The 15,778-nt window shown below is 41.7% G+C and carries 13 protein-coding genes, 1 tRNA gene and 1 pseudogene; 8 read left to right on the top strand and 7 right to left on the bottom strand.

The genetic code is table 11. The features are described from left to right. Window positions 1–18 precede the first annotated feature (18 nt). The gene (locus PseudUWO311_RS18070; RefSeq protein WP_142656630.1) at window positions 19–594 is read left to right on the top strand and encodes a Uma2 family endonuclease; all 576 of its coding nucleotides are present in this window, start codon (window positions 19–21) and stop codon (window positions 592–594) included. Window positions 595–757: 163 nt separating this feature from the next. Here PseudUWO311_RS18070 and PseudUWO311_RS18065 read toward each other — a convergent pair whose 3' ends face one another. After that, complete coding sequence (locus PseudUWO311_RS18065; RefSeq protein ID WP_142656629.1) at window positions 758–1,216, bottom strand: DUF29 domain-containing protein; 459 nt, start codon at window positions 1,214–1,216, stop codon at window positions 758–760. A gap of 304 nt (window positions 1,217–1,520) precedes the next feature. Between PseudUWO311_RS18065 and PseudUWO311_RS18060 the strand changes: the two genes are divergently transcribed. The 3 genes from PseudUWO311_RS18060 to PseudUWO311_RS18050 all read left to right on the top strand — a co-directional run bounded on the left by PseudUWO311_RS18060 (window position 1,521) and on the right by PseudUWO311_RS18050 (window position 4,870). Next, a complete protein-coding gene (locus PseudUWO311_RS18060; RefSeq protein WP_142656628.1) occupies window positions 1,521–3,020 on the top strand; it encodes an AAA family ATPase in 1,500 nt (499 codons plus the stop codon). Beyond that, entirely contained in the window at window positions 3,017–3,802 is a 786-nt protein-coding gene (locus PseudUWO311_RS18055; protein ID WP_142656627.1) for a hypothetical protein, read from the top strand. The genes PseudUWO311_RS18060 and PseudUWO311_RS18055 overlap by 4 nt, the downstream gene beginning before the upstream one ends. A 75-nt stretch (window positions 3,803–3,877) precedes the next feature. Next, entirely contained in the window at window positions 3,878–4,870 is a 993-nt protein-coding gene (locus tag PseudUWO311_RS18050) for a succinate dehydrogenase/fumarate reductase iron-sulfur subunit (protein WP_142656626.1), read from the top strand. On the opposite strand, the gene PseudUWO311_RS18045 is transcribed toward PseudUWO311_RS18050, so the two are convergent. Beyond that, on the bottom strand, window positions 4,849–5,490 hold the full coding sequence (locus tag PseudUWO311_RS18045; protein WP_142656625.1) for a Uma2 family endonuclease: 642 nt from the start codon (window positions 5,488–5,490) through the stop codon (window positions 4,849–4,851). The genes PseudUWO311_RS18050 and PseudUWO311_RS18045 overlap by 22 nt on opposite strands. A gap of 44 nt (window positions 5,491–5,534) precedes the next feature. Then, window positions 5,535–6,923 carry an N-acetylmuramoyl-L-alanine amidase gene (locus PseudUWO311_RS18040; RefSeq protein WP_142656624.1) on the bottom strand — a complete coding sequence of 463 codons (1,389 nt, stop codon included), beginning with the start codon at window positions 6,921–6,923 and terminating at the stop codon, window positions 5,535–5,537. Window positions 6,924–7,239: 316 nt separating this feature from the next. Between PseudUWO311_RS18040 and PseudUWO311_RS18035 the strand changes: the two genes are divergently transcribed. Next, entirely contained in the window at window positions 7,240–7,644 is a 405-nt protein-coding gene (locus tag PseudUWO311_RS18035) for an NIL domain-containing protein (RefSeq protein ID WP_142656676.1), read from the top strand. A gap of 244 nt (window positions 7,645–7,888) precedes the next feature. Beyond that, entirely contained in the window at window positions 7,889–8,635 is a 747-nt protein-coding gene (locus PseudUWO311_RS18030; protein ID WP_142656623.1) for a DedA family protein, read from the top strand. Window positions 8,636–8,683: 48 nt separating this feature from the next. Here PseudUWO311_RS18030 and PseudUWO311_RS18025 read toward each other — a convergent pair. From PseudUWO311_RS18025 to PseudUWO311_RS18015, 3 genes are all read right to left on the bottom strand, one after another. Beyond that, window positions 8,684–8,768: transfer RNA gene (locus PseudUWO311_RS18025), tRNA-Ser, on the bottom strand. A 179-nt stretch (window positions 8,769–8,947) separates the two neighbouring features. Then, window positions 8,948–10,126: a hypothetical protein gene (locus PseudUWO311_RS18020; protein WP_142656622.1), complete on the bottom strand. Its 1,179-nt coding sequence runs from the start codon at window positions 10,124–10,126 to the stop codon at window positions 8,948–8,950. A gap of 513 nt (window positions 10,127–10,639) precedes the next feature. After that, window positions 10,640–12,994, bottom strand: a complete 2,355-nt coding sequence (locus tag PseudUWO311_RS18015; protein ID WP_142656621.1) for a hypothetical protein — start codon at window positions 12,992–12,994, stop codon at window positions 10,640–10,642. A 146-nt stretch (window positions 12,995–13,140) separates the two neighbouring features. Here PseudUWO311_RS18015 and PseudUWO311_RS18010 point away from each other — a divergent pair, with 146 nt between their 5' ends. Continuing rightward, on the top strand, window positions 13,141–13,824 hold the full coding sequence (locus PseudUWO311_RS18010; protein ID WP_142656620.1) for a response regulator transcription factor: 684 nt from the start codon (window positions 13,141–13,143) through the stop codon (window positions 13,822–13,824). 2 nt (window positions 13,825–13,826) lie between these two features. Continuing rightward, window positions 13,827–15,068 (top strand): sensor histidine kinase, encoded by a 1,242-nt coding sequence (locus tag PseudUWO311_RS18005; RefSeq protein ID WP_142656619.1) that lies wholly within the window; start codon window positions 13,827–13,829, stop codon window positions 15,066–15,068. Here the strand turns inward: PseudUWO311_RS18005 and PseudUWO311_RS24940 are convergent. Then, a pseudogene (locus PseudUWO311_RS24940) lies at window positions 15,015–15,575 on the bottom strand (hypothetical protein); the annotation flags it as partial. The gene PseudUWO311_RS18005 and the pseudogene PseudUWO311_RS24940 sit on opposite strands and share 54 nt — an antisense overlap. Between the last annotated feature and the right edge of the window lie 203 nt (window positions 15,576–15,778).

Genomic DNA, 15,778 nt, shown 5'->3' with positions numbered 1-15,778 from the left:
TTTTAGGAGGATTCAGTCATGATTGTTGCAAGTCCTTTGCTGACACTTGCGGAATATCTTGCCTATGATGATGGGACAGATACGCGCTATGAGCTAGTTAATGGAGAGTTATTGGCGATGGCACAGCCTACGGGAATTCATGGCGGCATGAGTGAATTTGTCAATGATTCTTTCCGTGTCGAGATTCAACGGTTGCAGTTGCCATTAATTTCTAAGCAGGATTTGATAGCAGTACAAACGGGTCAAGTAAGAGGGAAAATCACTTGTCGAGTCCCCGACGTAGTAGTGATTACATCGGAACAGTGGCAGGAGATGCGATTTCGAGAGGCGGTATTAACGGATTCTGTTCCCTTATTAGTTGTAGAAATCGTTAGTGATAGTACGCGCAATATTGACTATCGCAAGAAGCGAGCAGAATATAACGCGATCGAGATTCCTGAATATTGGATTATTGATTTTAGCGATCGCAAGGTGACAGTTTTACTGCTGGAAGATGGGCTATATGAGGAAATAGTTTATCGAGGCGATGAGTTGATTAAATCCTTGCTGTTTCCTGAACTGAAGTTAACGCCATCACAAATTTTTAACGCTTAGCAAAATATTCACATGAATGAGTCGAATGTGTTAGAAGATGCGATTGATTGCCTAAATCATTTGGTTAGCGATCGCAAAATCCTGAAACTTGGATAATCGCCAAGCTATCTCGGATCGCTAATCCGATAAAACAAAAAGTCTGAGTCAATGGTGAGAATTTGGATTATTCAGGTAAAAAATCGGGATTTAGAGTTTCTTCTTGACTAAAAGGCGATCGCATTGGGAAACTAGAGATATTTAACCCTGTTTCAATCGCGGCTTTTCTTCGACCTTCTTGATAACAGTCGTCAAAGACTTGTTTTAAGTATGGTTTTAGACTAGGACTTACTTTTAGGGCTTTAACAATGCGGCTACGATGTTCGTCAATGGTATATCGCCAACTCGAAGTACGTTTATTGACTTGATATTGATATTTGAGTAAATGCATCAATAAAACTTCTAAGTTACTTTCTAAAGCAACTTTTTCTTTTCGCGCCATTGCTTCAATTTCTTCTAAAAGGTTCTCAATGTCTAAATTTTCTAGTTTCCCCGTGCGGAGTTGTTCGGTAGTCATTTCCAACCACTGCAAGTAATCTTCTTCATAGATTGTCTTTAAAGAGGGTTTTGCCTTTATGACTGTCATCGGGGTTGCTCCATTTACGATGTTTCTATTTTACAATGAGATTTATCAATAGCGAGGTTGAGATCCCCGACTTTTTCGGCTCAATCAAAGGGGATTCACAAATTCACAGAAAAAGTCGGGGATCTGTTAATTTGGTTAGAAATCTTCATGATCAAACAATTGCAAAGCGATCAGAATCGCAAAAAATCAAAAATCAATGATGCTTGCCTATCTTTTTAGTCATCAATTTTCCGCTAGATCGAGCATCTGTTAATATACCAATACTACATAGTTAGATCGCGCAAGGGTTTCTCGCCCAAAAGTCATGACCAACCAACACAAGAAAAATATAACCAGACGTAAACCTGCGGCTTTAAAAAGCAAAGTTCCTCCTGTGTATTTCCTCTCTCTGGAAGTAGAAAATATTCTCTGTTTTAAGGGTAAGCAAGAACTCAATCTCTCAGATAAGAATGGTCATCCAGCGCAATGGACAGTCATTTTAGGAAATAATGGAGTTGGGAAAACAACATTGCTCAAGTGTTTAGCTGGTATGGAGATAATCCCAATAAGACAAGATTTAGAGTCACCTTATCAAGCATATCCATTAATAACTCTTTTAGGGGTTTCAGATGATTTTAAAGATTGGAGAACCGAACTACAGACAATGCAGCGAACTATGGGTGAGATTAATACTAAATACATCTGTAATGCAAACCTGCAGTCCTTGCGAATACTTGAAAATGACATAAAAAATTCTCCAGAGATCAAAGTTGTGCATATTAAAGTAGACATGCAGACTTATTCGCCTAGGATAGGGTTTCCTATTGAGTCCCAAAAGTTAAATAGATTTTTATTTCCAAATTCTTCGAGTAAGTCTGCTGAAGAAGAAGCCTCAAAATTAGCACTTAATTTATTGAATGGCGCAATATGTTACGGTTATAGCGCAAATAGAAAAATGTCTAATTCATCTATAAGCTATCCTGACTTTGAAGATAATACTGGCAATATATTCTTAGATAGTCCGTTACTTATTAATGCTGAAGATTGGATGTTACAAATCGATTATGCTATAAAATCTGCTTCGGGAAAGGTAAAAGATCAACTGCAATATCAGTTAACTCATATTATTGAAGTGCTAAAGAGAGTTTTACCAGATGTTGAAGATGTTCGTATTGCTCCAGTAGATGAAGAGCGAGATCGTCCAACAGCAGAATTTTTAACACCTTATGGATGGGTGCGATTATCTAGTTTAGGATTGGGATATCGTACTATGATCGCTTGGATGGTCGATCTAGCAGTGAGATTGTTTAAACGTTATCCTGATAGTGAAGATCCGCTTGCCGAACCAGCGATTGTTTTGGTTGATGAGATTGACTTGCATATGCATCCACAGTGGCAAAGGACAATTATGGAATTTCTGACAGAGAGATTTCCCAATACACAATTTATTGTTACTGCCCATAGTCCGCTAGTGGTGCAAGCTGCTCAAGATGCAAATATTGTTTTATTACGACGAGAAGGCGATCGCGTCGTAATTGATAACAATCCTGAGATTATTGACAATTGGCGAGTCGATCAAGTTCTAACCAGTGTTTTTGAAATCCCCTCAGCACGACCTCCTCAAATTGAGAAATTGTTAGCTGAAAGACAAGAGATTCTCTCAAAACCAAAGATTTCAAAAGCCGATAAAGCAAAACTGAAAGAATTAGAGGAAAAAATTGGCACTTTGCCTACTGCCGAAAACCCAGACGATATCAAAGCGATGGACATCATTCGACGTGCTGCCAAATTATTAGAAAAATCTGGTGCGGAGGCAGTTGAGTGATTCGGATTCACAAACCCCAAACGCCGCCAGAAAAACTCGCTAAAGATGGTAAACAAAAACGGCGATCTCATTGCACCTCATATTCTCGTAATCCATCAGCCTACGAAACGGGGACAAAAAAGTTTGAATTTGATAGTTCAATCTACGCCCATAAAACCGTCAAGCAAGCACTAATTCAAGCACAACACCAAAAATGCTGGTTTTGCGAACGCTTAATCGGCACTGATGGCGATGTCGAGCATTTTCGCCCGAAACAAGCTTATAAACAAGCAACTGGCAAAGCTCTAAAATATCCAGCTTACTACTGGCTAGCTTACGAATGGGACAACCTCTATCTTGCCTGTACTGGTTGCAACCAAAGACACAAACAAAATTTATTCCCTCTTCAAAATCCAGCCGAAAGAGCTACTAACCACAAAGAAAAAATTGAGCAAGAGCAACCGTTATTTATTGATTTTGGGAAAGAAAATCCTGAAGAGTTTATCGGATTTAGAGGCGTGATTGCTTATGCGATTCAAGGAAACCAGAGAGGACAAATTACAATTGATTCACTAAAACTTAATGCTCGATCGCTACCAGAAGCAAGACTCGAAAAGCTGCAACCATTACGGGGATTAAACCAAGTTTTGTTGTTAGCTATGCAAAGACAGAATGACCAAGAATTTCAAGAATTAGCAAAGGAAGCAAAAGACATTCTAGAAAATGCCATTTTGGATAGTGCCGAATTTGCATCGGTTGCTCGTTGTGCGATTGATTCAAAATTCCAGTATGTAATTGGATAGGTTGATCGCCTCATCCATCAAACATTGCGTTAAAGTTAAACTTACTGCACAAAGCCCGATCGCCAATAATCACCCATGAATATTACAGTCAAGCTTCGCCGCCAAACATCGCGCACCAGCGAACCCACCTATCAAACCTATCAAATCGAAGCCGACCCCGATCGCACCACAGTCCTTGATGCATTAATCAAAATTCAAGGCGAACAGGATGGCTCCATCGGCTTTCGGCGCAACTGTCGCAATGCAATTTGTGGATCTTGCTCCATGCGAATTAATGGGCGATCGGGCTTAGCTTGTCAGAAACATATCAGCGAAGTAATGGGAGAGCAGGATACCGAACTAGTCATCGAACCGATGCAAAATCTACCCGTGATCAAGGACTTGATCGTGGACATGACTAAGTTTTGGGATAATCTCGCCAAAGTCGATCCCTATGTCTCTACTGCATCACGGCAAATTAGCAAAACTGAATACCTCCAAACTCCCGAACAACGCGCCAAACTCCAAGCCGCCGCCAATTGCATACTCTGCGGTTCTTGCTATTCCGAATGTAATGCTGCGGCTGTCAGCGATCGCTTTGTTGGCCCCCATGCTTTAGCAAAAGCATATCGAGTCATGGCAGACAATCGCGACGATCGCACCGAGGAGCGAGTAGAGAAATATAACGAATCAGGATTTGTCTGGGACTGTACGCGCTGCTATAACTGCAACGAAGTCTGTCCAGTGGAAGTACAACCACTTGATCGAATTTCCAAAATCAAACATGAGATTCTTGCTAATACTAATCTGCCAGAATCTACCGCTCAGCGCCATCGTCACGCGATGGTTGAACTAGTCAAAGAAGACGGCTGGATCGATGAAAGTAAATTTGGTGTGCGGGTGGTTGGCGATAACTTTCGGGATATCAAAGGATTACTCAGCATTTTTCCCCTCGGCATTCGTATGGTTTTAAGCGGCAAAATGCCCTACCCTTGGGAGTTTCAGAAATCAGAAGGAGCATCTGAAGCTAAAGCTTTGATTGAGGCGATCGCTGCTTCGAAAAGCGATCATTCTTCTGAAAGCCATTGACGACAAGCTCTCATAGCGGCGCTTCTACCTTGATTGATAGCGATCGCTACAAAGTTTGGGATTGCTTCGGTAATTTTTAGATTTGGGAAGGTAGGACTAACATCGGAGTCAATGTAGCGATCGCCATGCAAAATATAAATAGATAACTGGTGATTGCTGTAGCACCATAGTTCAGCAACCTGCAAAGCTTCATAAGCTTTTAGTTGAGTAAACGAAGTGACATCTATTTCTATAGATAAATCAGGCGGTGGATCGATGGCGAGATTGAGCCTCCGTTTACCAACCATCCTGTGATGATTGGCAATATAAAAACAAGTATCTGGCTCGATACCACTTTTCATTTCTTGACGCTTAAATGTCGTTGAGCCGAAGCATTCAAACTCAATACCAAAAGTATCTAAAATCAGTTTGACAATATCTCCAATCAATTCCTTGTCAACTTCATGTTCTGGCAAAGGCATTCGCACCTCTAATATCCCGTCAAAATAAGCGATCCGAGAAGCACGATGTTCACCAAGCTCTCCCAAAATTGCTTCAAATTCTTGCCAATTAAGATCGTGCAAGCGCAATCTTTGCCCTTCGGGAATCTCTAGCTGACGTAAAGCTAATTGAACTGTCATATAAAACCATATATGCCTAGACTAAATCTTAGCTCATACTAATTTTAAAAAATACCTGCGGATTCGTAGAGGCGGCGAATGAGCGAGAGGATTTTGCGATCGTAGAGAGGATCGATTGCCCAACGTCCTGTTAGTTGATGTAAGACAGGAGCAATTCCTCTCGCTACCAAATTGAATCTGGGTGCAACTAGAGGTTGAAATAGCGGAGCATTACTGGCATAAGCTTTAAGCTGTTGGATATGTGCTCTCACTCCTGTTCGCTGATCGGCAAAACTTGCCCCTGCTCCATTTGTTTTAGAACTGGCTGCTGCACCCAAACTAGCGAAATTATTTTGCTCAGGCTCAATACCTTTGACAAATCTGAGAAATCCTGTTTCGATACACATTTGGCAAAAAGCAATATCGTGATTTACACCTTCAATTTCGGCTTCTTCACGATATATATGGGGTAGATCGCTATAGTTGGTGAGAACTGTTTCATTATTATTTTTAAGAAACATTAACATCTGTACTTCTGACGTATTTCCTACACCCATGATCTGATCGATTTGACCAGTAAAAACCTTGAAAATTGTTTTCAAATGAAGGGTGCGTGTCGTGCTGTCCCAAGATACAGAAGTATTTAGCTCGCGCAGTGCGATCGCTTGTATGTAGACGATACTTTGATAACGGAGACGACAGGTTAAAGGAATTTGGTTGAGATCGAAGCCAAGGCGATCGACTAAATCCGCAGGCACAAAAACATTGCCTGAAACTAGAATCCCTTTTTCTTCATAACTTTGACCGTTGAGATTAATGTTAATCTCTGGATAAGTTACGGGCTTAATAGTTGTGGGACGATTGGATGGAGTATAAACAGGAATCGTTGTCGCAGTTTCATTAATCCATGCTTGCAAACCATCGGCAATTCCGATCGCATAGTCACGTCGCCTTGTTTGCATTAGTAACTTATCTTGCGAATTGTTAGAAAATACTAACTCTAGCAAAATAGAAGGAACTGAAATTTGGCGGCAAAAACTCAAACTACCAATGCTCGCGATCGTATCTGCTTTTGCACCACGATTGATTATTTCAGGTACACGCTTGGTTAAAGCACTGGTAAGTATTTCTGCTTGCCGTTTACGTAAGGCATTATTTGTAATGTAATAGGCAGTTGTACCGCGTAATTCACTAGTATTGGCAATATCTATTTGCAAGGACAAAGCCACATCTTGAGGTGTAGCTCTCGCATTAATCCATGCGATCGCCTCAGTTAAATTTAAATCATCGCTAGGGATGCTGATCGAAATGCCCCGCGATCGCAATTCGGCAATCACTAAGTCTCTGGTGGCAGCTAATTCAGCAGTTTCCATCGCTCCACCCGTCATCTCACTCAGATCGCGAAATGAACCCTCAAAACCACCGTGACCTGCGGAAATAAATATTTTACCCATATCTCTATCTGCCAGCCAATTTCAGCAACCAAAAAAGTCTTCGTAAGTCTATCAGCTTTTGTCCTGTTTGACTTTTTATTATTAAAAATAGAATGGTGAGAAGCGCCATTCTATTTTTTTTGCTTAGGATTTGATCGTAAAAACATCAAAATTGGTTTCATAATTAATACAGCACTTTACGAATGTGTTCAGTCCACATTCGTAAAGTGCTGTATTAATCTCAGTGAGATTTTGGGTTTTGGATTTTGCTACAGGCAAAATCCAAAACGATGTATTGCTGATTTATCAGGGCGGGAATCTTCAAAAAGCACCAATTATGAAAAAAAGAGTTAATCTTACCTTTCCCAAGCGAGCAATCAGCATTCCGATTACCTATCGGCTTGCCAAAGATTTTAATATTGCTGCCAATATCATTCGCGCTCAAGTTGCCCCCAATAAAGTGGGCAAAATGGTGCTGGAGCTATCAGGCGATATTGATCAACTGGAAGAATCGATGGACTGGATGCGATCGCAAGATATCGAGGTTTCATTACATGGACGCGAAATTGTGATCGACGATACTGCTTGTGTTGATTGTGGCTTATGTACAGGTGTCTGCCCCACGGAAGCCCTGACCCTTGATCCAAAGACTTTTCAACTCAACTTTTTGAGATCGCGCTGTGTTGTATGCGAACAATGCATTACTGCATGTCCTGTTAACGCTATATCCATCAACCTATAGCTTTTTTTCGCAATTTTATGATTGAACGAACCGCAATAAATTTTTTGAAAGTCTTGCAAAGCAACACTTTCAAAAAATTTATTGCTTCAGGTTTGAGCGCAAAGCATTGTAAGCTCAAGAGAGGTATTGCTTAAGATACAAATCAGCAACAACCGATTTGTGATCGCGATAACCGCCTATAATGATACAAAAAGTAACAATTTTTCATAAACCCTTTAATCAATCAAACTTTGAGTCATAACTCATGCATTTTGAGTTTTTTTCGCTAGAAATTATTCAAGAATGGATACAGCAGTATGGATACTGGATTGTTTTCTTAGGCATCATGCTTGAGAATGCAGGTATCCCATTGCCAGGGGAAACGATCACCTTAGTTGGTGGATTTTTAGCTGGAAATGGAGAATTGCGCTATCCATTAGTTTTACTCTGCACAGTCGCTGGAGCTATCTTGGGAGACAGTGCGGGCTACTGGTTAGGACGTTGGGGAGGCTTGCCAGCATTAGAGAAAATCGGCAAGCTATTTCGGATGCCTAGTGATGAAATTGCGATCGCTCGCGAAAAATTTCGTGGTAGCGCTGATCGGGCTGTCTTTTTTGGACGCTTTATCGCTATCTTACGAATCTTTGCAGGCCCAATGGCAGGGTTGTCAGGGATGTCCTATCCTCGATTTCTATTTTTTAATGCTACAGGAGCGATCGTCTGGGCAACAGTCACGACAGGGGTCGCTTATTACGCAGGTACATTAATTCCCCTAGAAACTCTAGTGTCTGGAGTTGTGAGGATTAGTTCAATTATTTTAAGCGGTGTGGTGTTATGGTTTGCCATACCCCCTGCATTCCGATGGCTTAAAGAAAGGTTTATCAATTGGCGCAATGTAAATAGACCTCAATCCTCTAAGGCTAGTCATCCTAATCTCAAATCTGCTCAAGAGCCATCAGTCCTCTTATCAATCACTGAAGATAAGGTGATGGTAAAAATCGAACAAGATTAAATACAAAAAGATGGGCTACCCACTGGGTAGCCCATCTTTTTGTATTTACGGAGAGAGAGGGATTCGAACCCTCGGTTGCTTTCACAACATTCGATTTCAAGTCGAACGCATTCGACCACTCTGCCATCTCTCCCGTTGGATATTCTAAAGCATGATTACACCTAACACAAGCAAAAAATAAAGACTCGCATAGCGAGTCTTTATTTTTTAGAGGTAGTAGGTTACAAATGAGTGTGTGCTCATTTGTAATCCTAAAATCAATCCAATGTCTTAGGCAGAATAAAAATCCTTACAGGCTACCTAATCAATTACCTATGCCTTGACCGCAGACATCGACAAGGTGTAGTAACCCAACTGGTTAGGAACTCTCTCCCATTTGCCATCCAACTTGCCCTTAGACAAGTTTTTGGTAACGCGATCCTTCGCTTGACGGAAGTTTTCTGCCGAGAGATCGCCATAGAGAGCTTTGACAACGCTATCAGCATTGACAAACTCACCTTTACGCTCTTGCAAAACCTTCTCGATCGCATCAGTCAAGGTATTACCCTGATAGAGAGGACGCATCACCAGAGAACTCATACGACCAGACTTCTTAGGCTGTGAAGTCTTAGATGATTCTGCTTCAGCCTTTTTTGAAGCCTTAGGAGCTGCCTTTACAGGGGTCGCTTTAGGAGCTTTGGTTGCTACTGCCTTAGGAGCTTTGGTTGCTACTGCCTTAGGAGCTTTGGTTGCTACTGCCTTAGGAGCTTTGGTTGCTTTGGTTGCTTTAGGAGCAGGAGCAGCTTTAGCAGCAGTTTTAGGAGCTACTTTAGGAGCTTTGGCTGCCTTAGGAGCAGGAGCTTCAGTCTTCACGGATGCAGCTCTACCTCTCTTGATGGTAGAGGTAGGGACAGTCTTCAAGGTTTCCAAAGATAATGTGTAGTAACCAAGTTGGTTAGGAACACGCTTCCATCTATCTTCGCCCTTACCCTTGGAGAGGTTTTTGGTGACGCGCTCTTTAGCGACTCGGAATACTGACTCAGTTAGATCACCATAAAGGATATTGACTACATCATCAGCATTTACAGCTTGACCTTGGCGTTCATTCAAAATCTTTTCGATCGCTTCTGTGAGGGTAAGACCATCATACGCAGGACGAGTTGTCAAAGAACCACGACGATGTCCTCTTCCTCTTCCTTTAGCGGCAGGAGCAACTTCAGGCTTAGCAGTGGCTTTAGGTTTGCGACCTTTAGTAGGGGCTGGTGGAACTTCAGCAATGACGTCGGGAGCAACAACAGGAGCAACAGCTACGACTTCTTTCTTTTTGGCTTTGGTCTTAGGATCTTCGGCTGGTAATGTGCCTAGGAGTGCTTCAACATGAGCGAGTTGGGCGCGGGCTTGAGCCACTTTATCTTCATATTCAGAGAGGAAGCCTTGCAAACTGCTATGCAAAGCTTGTAAAGTCGCACCAAAGCCATCTGGCTGTAGAGTTACAGGTAGATCTATAGTCATATTACGGAAACCAAAAAGATAATAATGATTGATTGATTAGATTAGCTTGTTTCTTCATACTTTTGCTTATGATGGAAGAAACTCATCATTTCGTTCTATCACGTTTTGAGAGAACTCGCAATAGTTTAGACAGAATTCTCACCATTTTATTTTTTTTAGAAGAAAGAGGGATATGCATCGTCTCTTTTTTCCCTGTTGTATAAGTTCATAAGAAGCACCCTAATTCAAGCTAAATACTACCAATTCCGTGAAGTATGACCGACACCTCATAGAGTTTAAACCTATATCCTGCAAGGTTTTTAGGCTCAAAGAAATTCCTTCACCTCTTTTTTTGAATTGGCATAAAGTCTATTCAGGCTAATTTAAATATTGCTGAGAGAGAGTGCTATGCGCAAACTCTCTCTCAGAGCCAAAAAACAAAAGTCTCGCTTAGCGAGACTTTTGTTTTTTGGCTCTGAGAGCTTAACCCGAACTATCATTCAATAAAAATTTGTGGGTTTAAAAAAAGCGTTGCTATTTTTTTAAGTCTAGGAGAAACCTTGCTTCGACAGCCCGATCGCTGTTGGGATACCGCTCTAGCAATTTTTGTAAATAATTAGATTGCTCACTGAGAAAGAAGCTAGAAAATAGCAAATCATCAATATATTGGCTCTGAGGAAACTTCACCTGTAATTCAGTGATGATGCCATCAATGCGCCTTTGGTAGTCAGAACGCATATTCTTTTCGCGTTGCTCGTAATCTTGGTAAGAATAATTACGTCTGCTCATCGGTGATTGCTTAGTAGCAGTTACTCCTGCGGGTGGATGGATACGTTGGGTTTCTGAGAAAGTGTGGTTTTCCCACTGGGCAAGCAGGGTCATTGCTACCATGTACAGAGATTTTTCGCGAAGGTCGGTGGAGAGATTGGGATCTTCAATCAAGTTTTGATAGAGGGAGAGAGCGATCGCATTTTGACTGCCAGCTTGATATTTAGCAAGAATTTCCAATGCACTGCGCTTAGATTCATCGCATACCCACCACTCGCGACAACCCCAATCCGTCGGCAAGCGATAAAGACGACTACCATCCCAGATTGGTAAATAGCCGTTTTTCCATCCTCCTATGCCTGCCCAATTGGATGCGATTTGATATCGCGATTCGGGAGTATTTTCGATTTGCCATTGGCGGAGTTTTTGCCACCGTAATTTTTGTTCGCTCAATAATGATTGAGCTTCTTTCTTAAAATTTTCGACCTGATTATATTGCCATGACCAACGCGGCCGTCCTTGTGGATAATAATAAGCTTCGAGAAGAGCATCAGGCATTGCTTCTAGTTGCACATTTGCGGATACCTCTAAAGCTTTTGCGTAGTTGTGCGATCGCGCATATTGGATGGCGATCGCATATTGCAAGAGAGGCGCTAGGGGTTTGTTTTCTGGCTCTTGAAGGAGGGTTTGCATCTGGTCGATGGACAAGCCGACATCTAGGAGAGTTCGTACATGGGGGAAAGCGAGGTAAATAGCATCTCGATCGCCCATTGGTTGAGCCATGATTTTGATCCAGACACGCATAGCTCCGACAATATCATTGTTGTCTTGGAGACTGAGGGCAAGAAAGTGATGGGCATCATCGGCTCCAGAATGATTTGAATATCGTTGTAACCATCCTTGCCAAGCATTGAGGCGTTCTTTCTCAGTTCGTTTGGCATTACTAGCCAGAATTGCCTCATTACGAGGCTGACCATCAAAATAAGAGCGCCCAGTTAAATCCCCATATTCACGACAGCCGATCGCAAATTTTGATTGCGGATATTTCTCTACCATGCCCAGCAGCAGGTAGTAGGCATAGTCGCCTTTTGACGCAAAATTTTCGTAACTGACAATCCGTGAGAGCGAATGTAGTTGAGATAGATCGTTATTCAAAATATTTTTGAGGATTTTTGTCCCTTGGGCATCTCCATGACGATCTAATTCTGCGATCGCCCAAATGCGATCGCTAGCAGAGCGATCATTAGCCAAAGAAAGAAAGAAAGAGCGAGCGAAGGGCTTAATTTGTCCTGCTTTGATTGCACCTAATCGCTCAACTAAAATATGCTCTTGGGCATCGCTAGACAACTTTTGATAGAGGGTGATCGCAGATTTAACTTGAATATCTGTCGGTTGTTGAAGCTGCTCGTACTGTAACCATTCCGATAGACCCACAAAATCCTTATCTTTCTGGTAAGGATTTTTGCCATTCACAGCTTCATATCCCAACAATCGAGTTAAAAACTCTAGATTAAATTGGTCGTAATATTGCGGCGAATTCCGAGGCTCAAGATTTGCTTTGGCAAGACTGATTAGCTCTTCCCGTACTTTTGGATCATCTAAGCCAAATTCTTTCTCCCAGTCCTTGCTTTGAGCTTCAAATGAATAGGAAGCGATGTTATACAAGTTAGGATAAGCCAAACGCCTTTGAATCTGTCCACGTAGCCATAGGGTTGTGTAAGGTTTTCCTAGACTGCGAATTCCTTCGATACCATATTTTTGGCGAGTATCATCACGGGAGCTAGCATAATAACTCAGTAATGGATATGCCTTGGCTCCATATTTTTTCCAGACTGGATTCTCAACAGGATCTTTTCCCCATTTGGCAACAATAATATCTTGGCGGATTGCTTGAGCAATTTCTTGCCATTGGGGATCAAATCGAAGGCGATCGCGTAGGATGTCATCGATTTCTAGTTGTGAGATTTCTTGGGGACTGAATGAATCCGCCAGTTTTGACATTTCAGATGGACTAGGTATTTTAACTGTCCGTGATTGAAATACTTCTGTCGCTTTAATGGCTATGCCAAACGAGAAAATAGTGGCAAATATAGTCAATATATATAGATATCGCTTTTTCATATCGGCTTATAAACTCACTTTAAACTTCATCTAAATTGGCTAAGCGGAGAGGAGAGGAGATCATGCATTTCAACCTGTGTCCTCTATAATTAAACTCGATTTAGGTAAGACGGGAATAATTCTCGTTCATTTGCTTGCAACAAATTATGAAGATCTTACTTGTAGAAGATGACGATCGCATTGCTCGACCCTTGATTGAAGATTTACGCGCGCAAAAGCATAGCATTGATTATGCTAGAGATGGTTTAGAAGGTTGGGAGTGGGCGCAGTTGATCGTCTATGACCTAATTCTACTGGATGTGATGTTGCCGAAGCTAGATGGAGTAAGTCTTTGTCGGCGACTTCGTTCTAGCGGCTGTAAAGCGCAGATATTAATGCTAACCGCCCGTGACAGCATTTCCGATCGGGTGTTAGGTTTAGATGCTGGGGCTGATGACTATTTAGTTAAGCCCTTTGATTTAGAAGAACTTTCAGCGCGAATTCGAGCATTGGCAAGGCGCAGTCACGATCTCAAACCCAAAGTTTTTGCCTACGGTGGATTGAGTCTTGATTCTGGCAGTCAGATAGTTAGTTATAAAGGAAAGATTCTCTCGCTTACACCCAAAGAATTCATGATTTTAGACCACTTATTGCAAAATCCGACTCAAGTATTTACGCGCACCGCACTAATGGATAGGATATGGGAATTTGACAAGCAGTCAGGTGAAGATACGATTAGAACACACATTACCAATTTGCGGCGTAAGCTGAAAGAGGCTGGGAGTTCAGATACTTTGGTTGAAACTGTGTATGGGATTGGCTATCGGCTAGCTGCTTTGAATCAAGGTTAGTTATGTTTACCAAGATTCGTTACCGTTTACTGTTGTCTTTTCTGCTTGTATTGATGGCAATATTAACTTCGCTTGGTGTAGTTGTACGATTTCTGTTTGTGCATAGCTTAAGTCAGCAGGTGACTGAAAAACTTACTACGTTGGGACATGGAGCTTCTAGCAGTCTGGAATCAGAGAATGGTCAAATTAAATTTAAAAGTGATTTTCCTCAGCAAGCCCTCGTAGCCAAAGATCAAGCATTGGAATGGTTTGATATTCGCGGCAATCTAATTTCTCGTCAGGGAAAATTAGTTTTCAATCTACCATTTGCTGGTCAAGATGCGGTTCAAATCCAATCAGGGAGTCCTCGCATTCAATCGATAACTCTGCCTGTGGTTAGCAATGATGATGGGAAACTTATAGGATATGTGCGTGCTAGTCAGTCGTTGGTGGAATTTGATGAAGCGGTGCGACATCTGGACTGGGGGATGTCAGGTGGTGCGGTTGTGGCTCTTTTGTTAAGTGGGATCGGAGGACTATGGCTGACTCGACAATTTATGCAGCCCATTGAGCGCAATTTTGAGCTTTTAAAGCAGTTTACTGCCGATGCATCTCATGAGTTACGCAGTCCGTTGATGGTGATTTCCAGTAATGCTCAGGTGGCGTTGCGATACCCAGAGGGCATCCGTATAGGAGACATCGCAAAATTTGAGGCGATCGCAGATGCAACCAAACAGATGACTCGTTTAACAGAAGATTTATTACTGCTAGCGAGAACTGACAATTTACTTAAAGAACATTATCATGATGTGAATTTAAACGAGTTACTAACCGAACTTATCGAGTTTTATAGACCTCAAGCCGAGACAAAATCAATTAAATTGCAGTTTTTAGCAGATAAGCCAATTGATACTTTTGGCGATCGCGCCCAGTTGAGAAGATTATTTGCTAATTTGATTGCAAACGCTATTCAGTACACATTAGCGGACGGTAGGATTGAACTAGATTGTCAAATAACTGGACAGCGAGTATTAACTTCAGTACGCGATAATGGAATTGGCCTTGCGCCAGATCAGGTTGATAAGGTTTTTGAGCGCTTTTGGCGATCGGAAAACTCTCGTACTTATCATGCGGGTAGCTTTGGTTTGGGATTAACGATCGCACTGGCGATCGCTAATCAGCATGGCGGTGAAATTTCTGTCACCAGCGAACTAGGAATTGGTAGTTGCTTTACCGTTTCTCTGCCGCTTTTGCTTAAGAGTTAACAAAGTCACAAAAGTCACAATTACAACCAGAAAAAGAATGCTAGTCACGACCGTACCTAAACCAAAGCCACCATTTGCAGCAGGTTGAGACAGTAAATCACCTATAGATGCTCCGAGTGGACGAGTCAAGATATAGGCTAGTCAAAATGCTAAGATTCCATTCATGCGTAAATATTTATAAGCGATGGTAATAATCGCGATCGCCGTGCCAAATATAATTGCAGCTTGGGTATAACCCAGTTTCAATGTCTCAGCAAGAAGATCTCCTGTTGCAGTACCCAAGGCAAACGTAAATAAAATTGCTGCCCAATAAAAAAGCTCTCTTTTCGTCGTGTTAATCGAATGCATCGCTAGGGTCTTTTCGGTGAAATACCAGAACCAAAAAATTAGCAGTAGGATGACACTAAAGGCGATTGTTGTTGTCACCAAACTAATTCCGAATATATCTATTAAACAATCGGTAATTAATGTTCCAGTCACGCTCATAAAAACGACTACCACCCAATAACCTGATTGACTGACAAAAGAGGTAAGAGAAGTAGCGAGAAAGTATACAGAGATTGAATTTAAGTAAAAAAGAGGCGTATGCTGTTTTTTGAAGAAAAAGGAGCATAGGACAAATGACCCAAAACGCCTCACGTATCTATAAAATGAACTAATAAAATTTGGGAGTCAATACAGTGACTGGTCAGATGTGCGTCACTTGAGAG

This window comes from Pseudanabaena sp. UWO311 (assembly GCF_006937785.1).
Lineage (GTDB): Bacteria > Cyanobacteriota > Cyanobacteriia > Pseudanabaenales > Pseudanabaenaceae > Pseudanabaena.
Note: the sequence above shows the minus strand (reverse complement) of the source record. Positions and strands in the feature narration are given on the sequence as shown.

Bases quoted from the DNA above. Each gene is read 5' to 3' on its own strand.
- PseudUWO311_RS18060 (WP_142656628.1), top strand. From the start codon at position 1,521: ATGACCAACCAACACAAGAAAAATATAACCAGACGTAAACCTGCGGCT.
- PseudUWO311_RS18010 (WP_142656620.1), top strand. From the start codon at position 13,141: ATGAAGATCTTACTTGTAGAAGATGACGATCGCATTGCTCGACCCTTG.
- PseudUWO311_RS18050 (WP_142656626.1), top strand. From the start codon at position 3,878: ATGAATATTACAGTCAAGCTTCGCCGCCAAACATCGCGCACCAGCGAA.
- PseudUWO311_RS18040 (WP_142656624.1), bottom strand. From the start codon at position 6,923: ATGGGTAAAATATTTATTTCCGCAGGTCACGGTGGTTTTGAGGGTTCA.
- PseudUWO311_RS18065 (WP_142656629.1), bottom strand. From the start codon at position 1,216: ATGACAGTCATAAAGGCAAAACCCTCTTTAAAGACAATCTATGAAGAA.
- PseudUWO311_RS18030 (WP_142656623.1), top strand. From the start codon at position 7,889: ATGCATTTTGAGTTTTTTTCGCTAGAAATTATTCAAGAATGGATACAG.
- PseudUWO311_RS18015 (WP_142656621.1), bottom strand. From the start codon at position 12,994: ATGAAAAAGCGATATCTATATATATTGACTATATTTGCCACTATTTTC.
- PseudUWO311_RS18070 (WP_142656630.1), top strand. From the start codon at position 19: ATGATTGTTGCAAGTCCTTTGCTGACACTTGCGGAATATCTTGCCTAT.
- PseudUWO311_RS18045 (WP_142656625.1), bottom strand. From the start codon at position 5,490: ATGACAGTTCAATTAGCTTTACGTCAGCTAGAGATTCCCGAAGGGCAA.
- PseudUWO311_RS18005 (WP_142656619.1), top strand. From the start codon at position 13,827: ATGTTTACCAAGATTCGTTACCGTTTACTGTTGTCTTTTCTGCTTGTA.
- PseudUWO311_RS18035 (WP_142656676.1), top strand. From the start codon at position 7,240: ATGAAAAAAAGAGTTAATCTTACCTTTCCCAAGCGAGCAATCAGCATT.
- PseudUWO311_RS18020 (WP_142656622.1), bottom strand. From the start codon at position 10,126: ATGACTATAGATCTACCTGTAACTCTACAGCCAGATGGCTTTGGTGCG.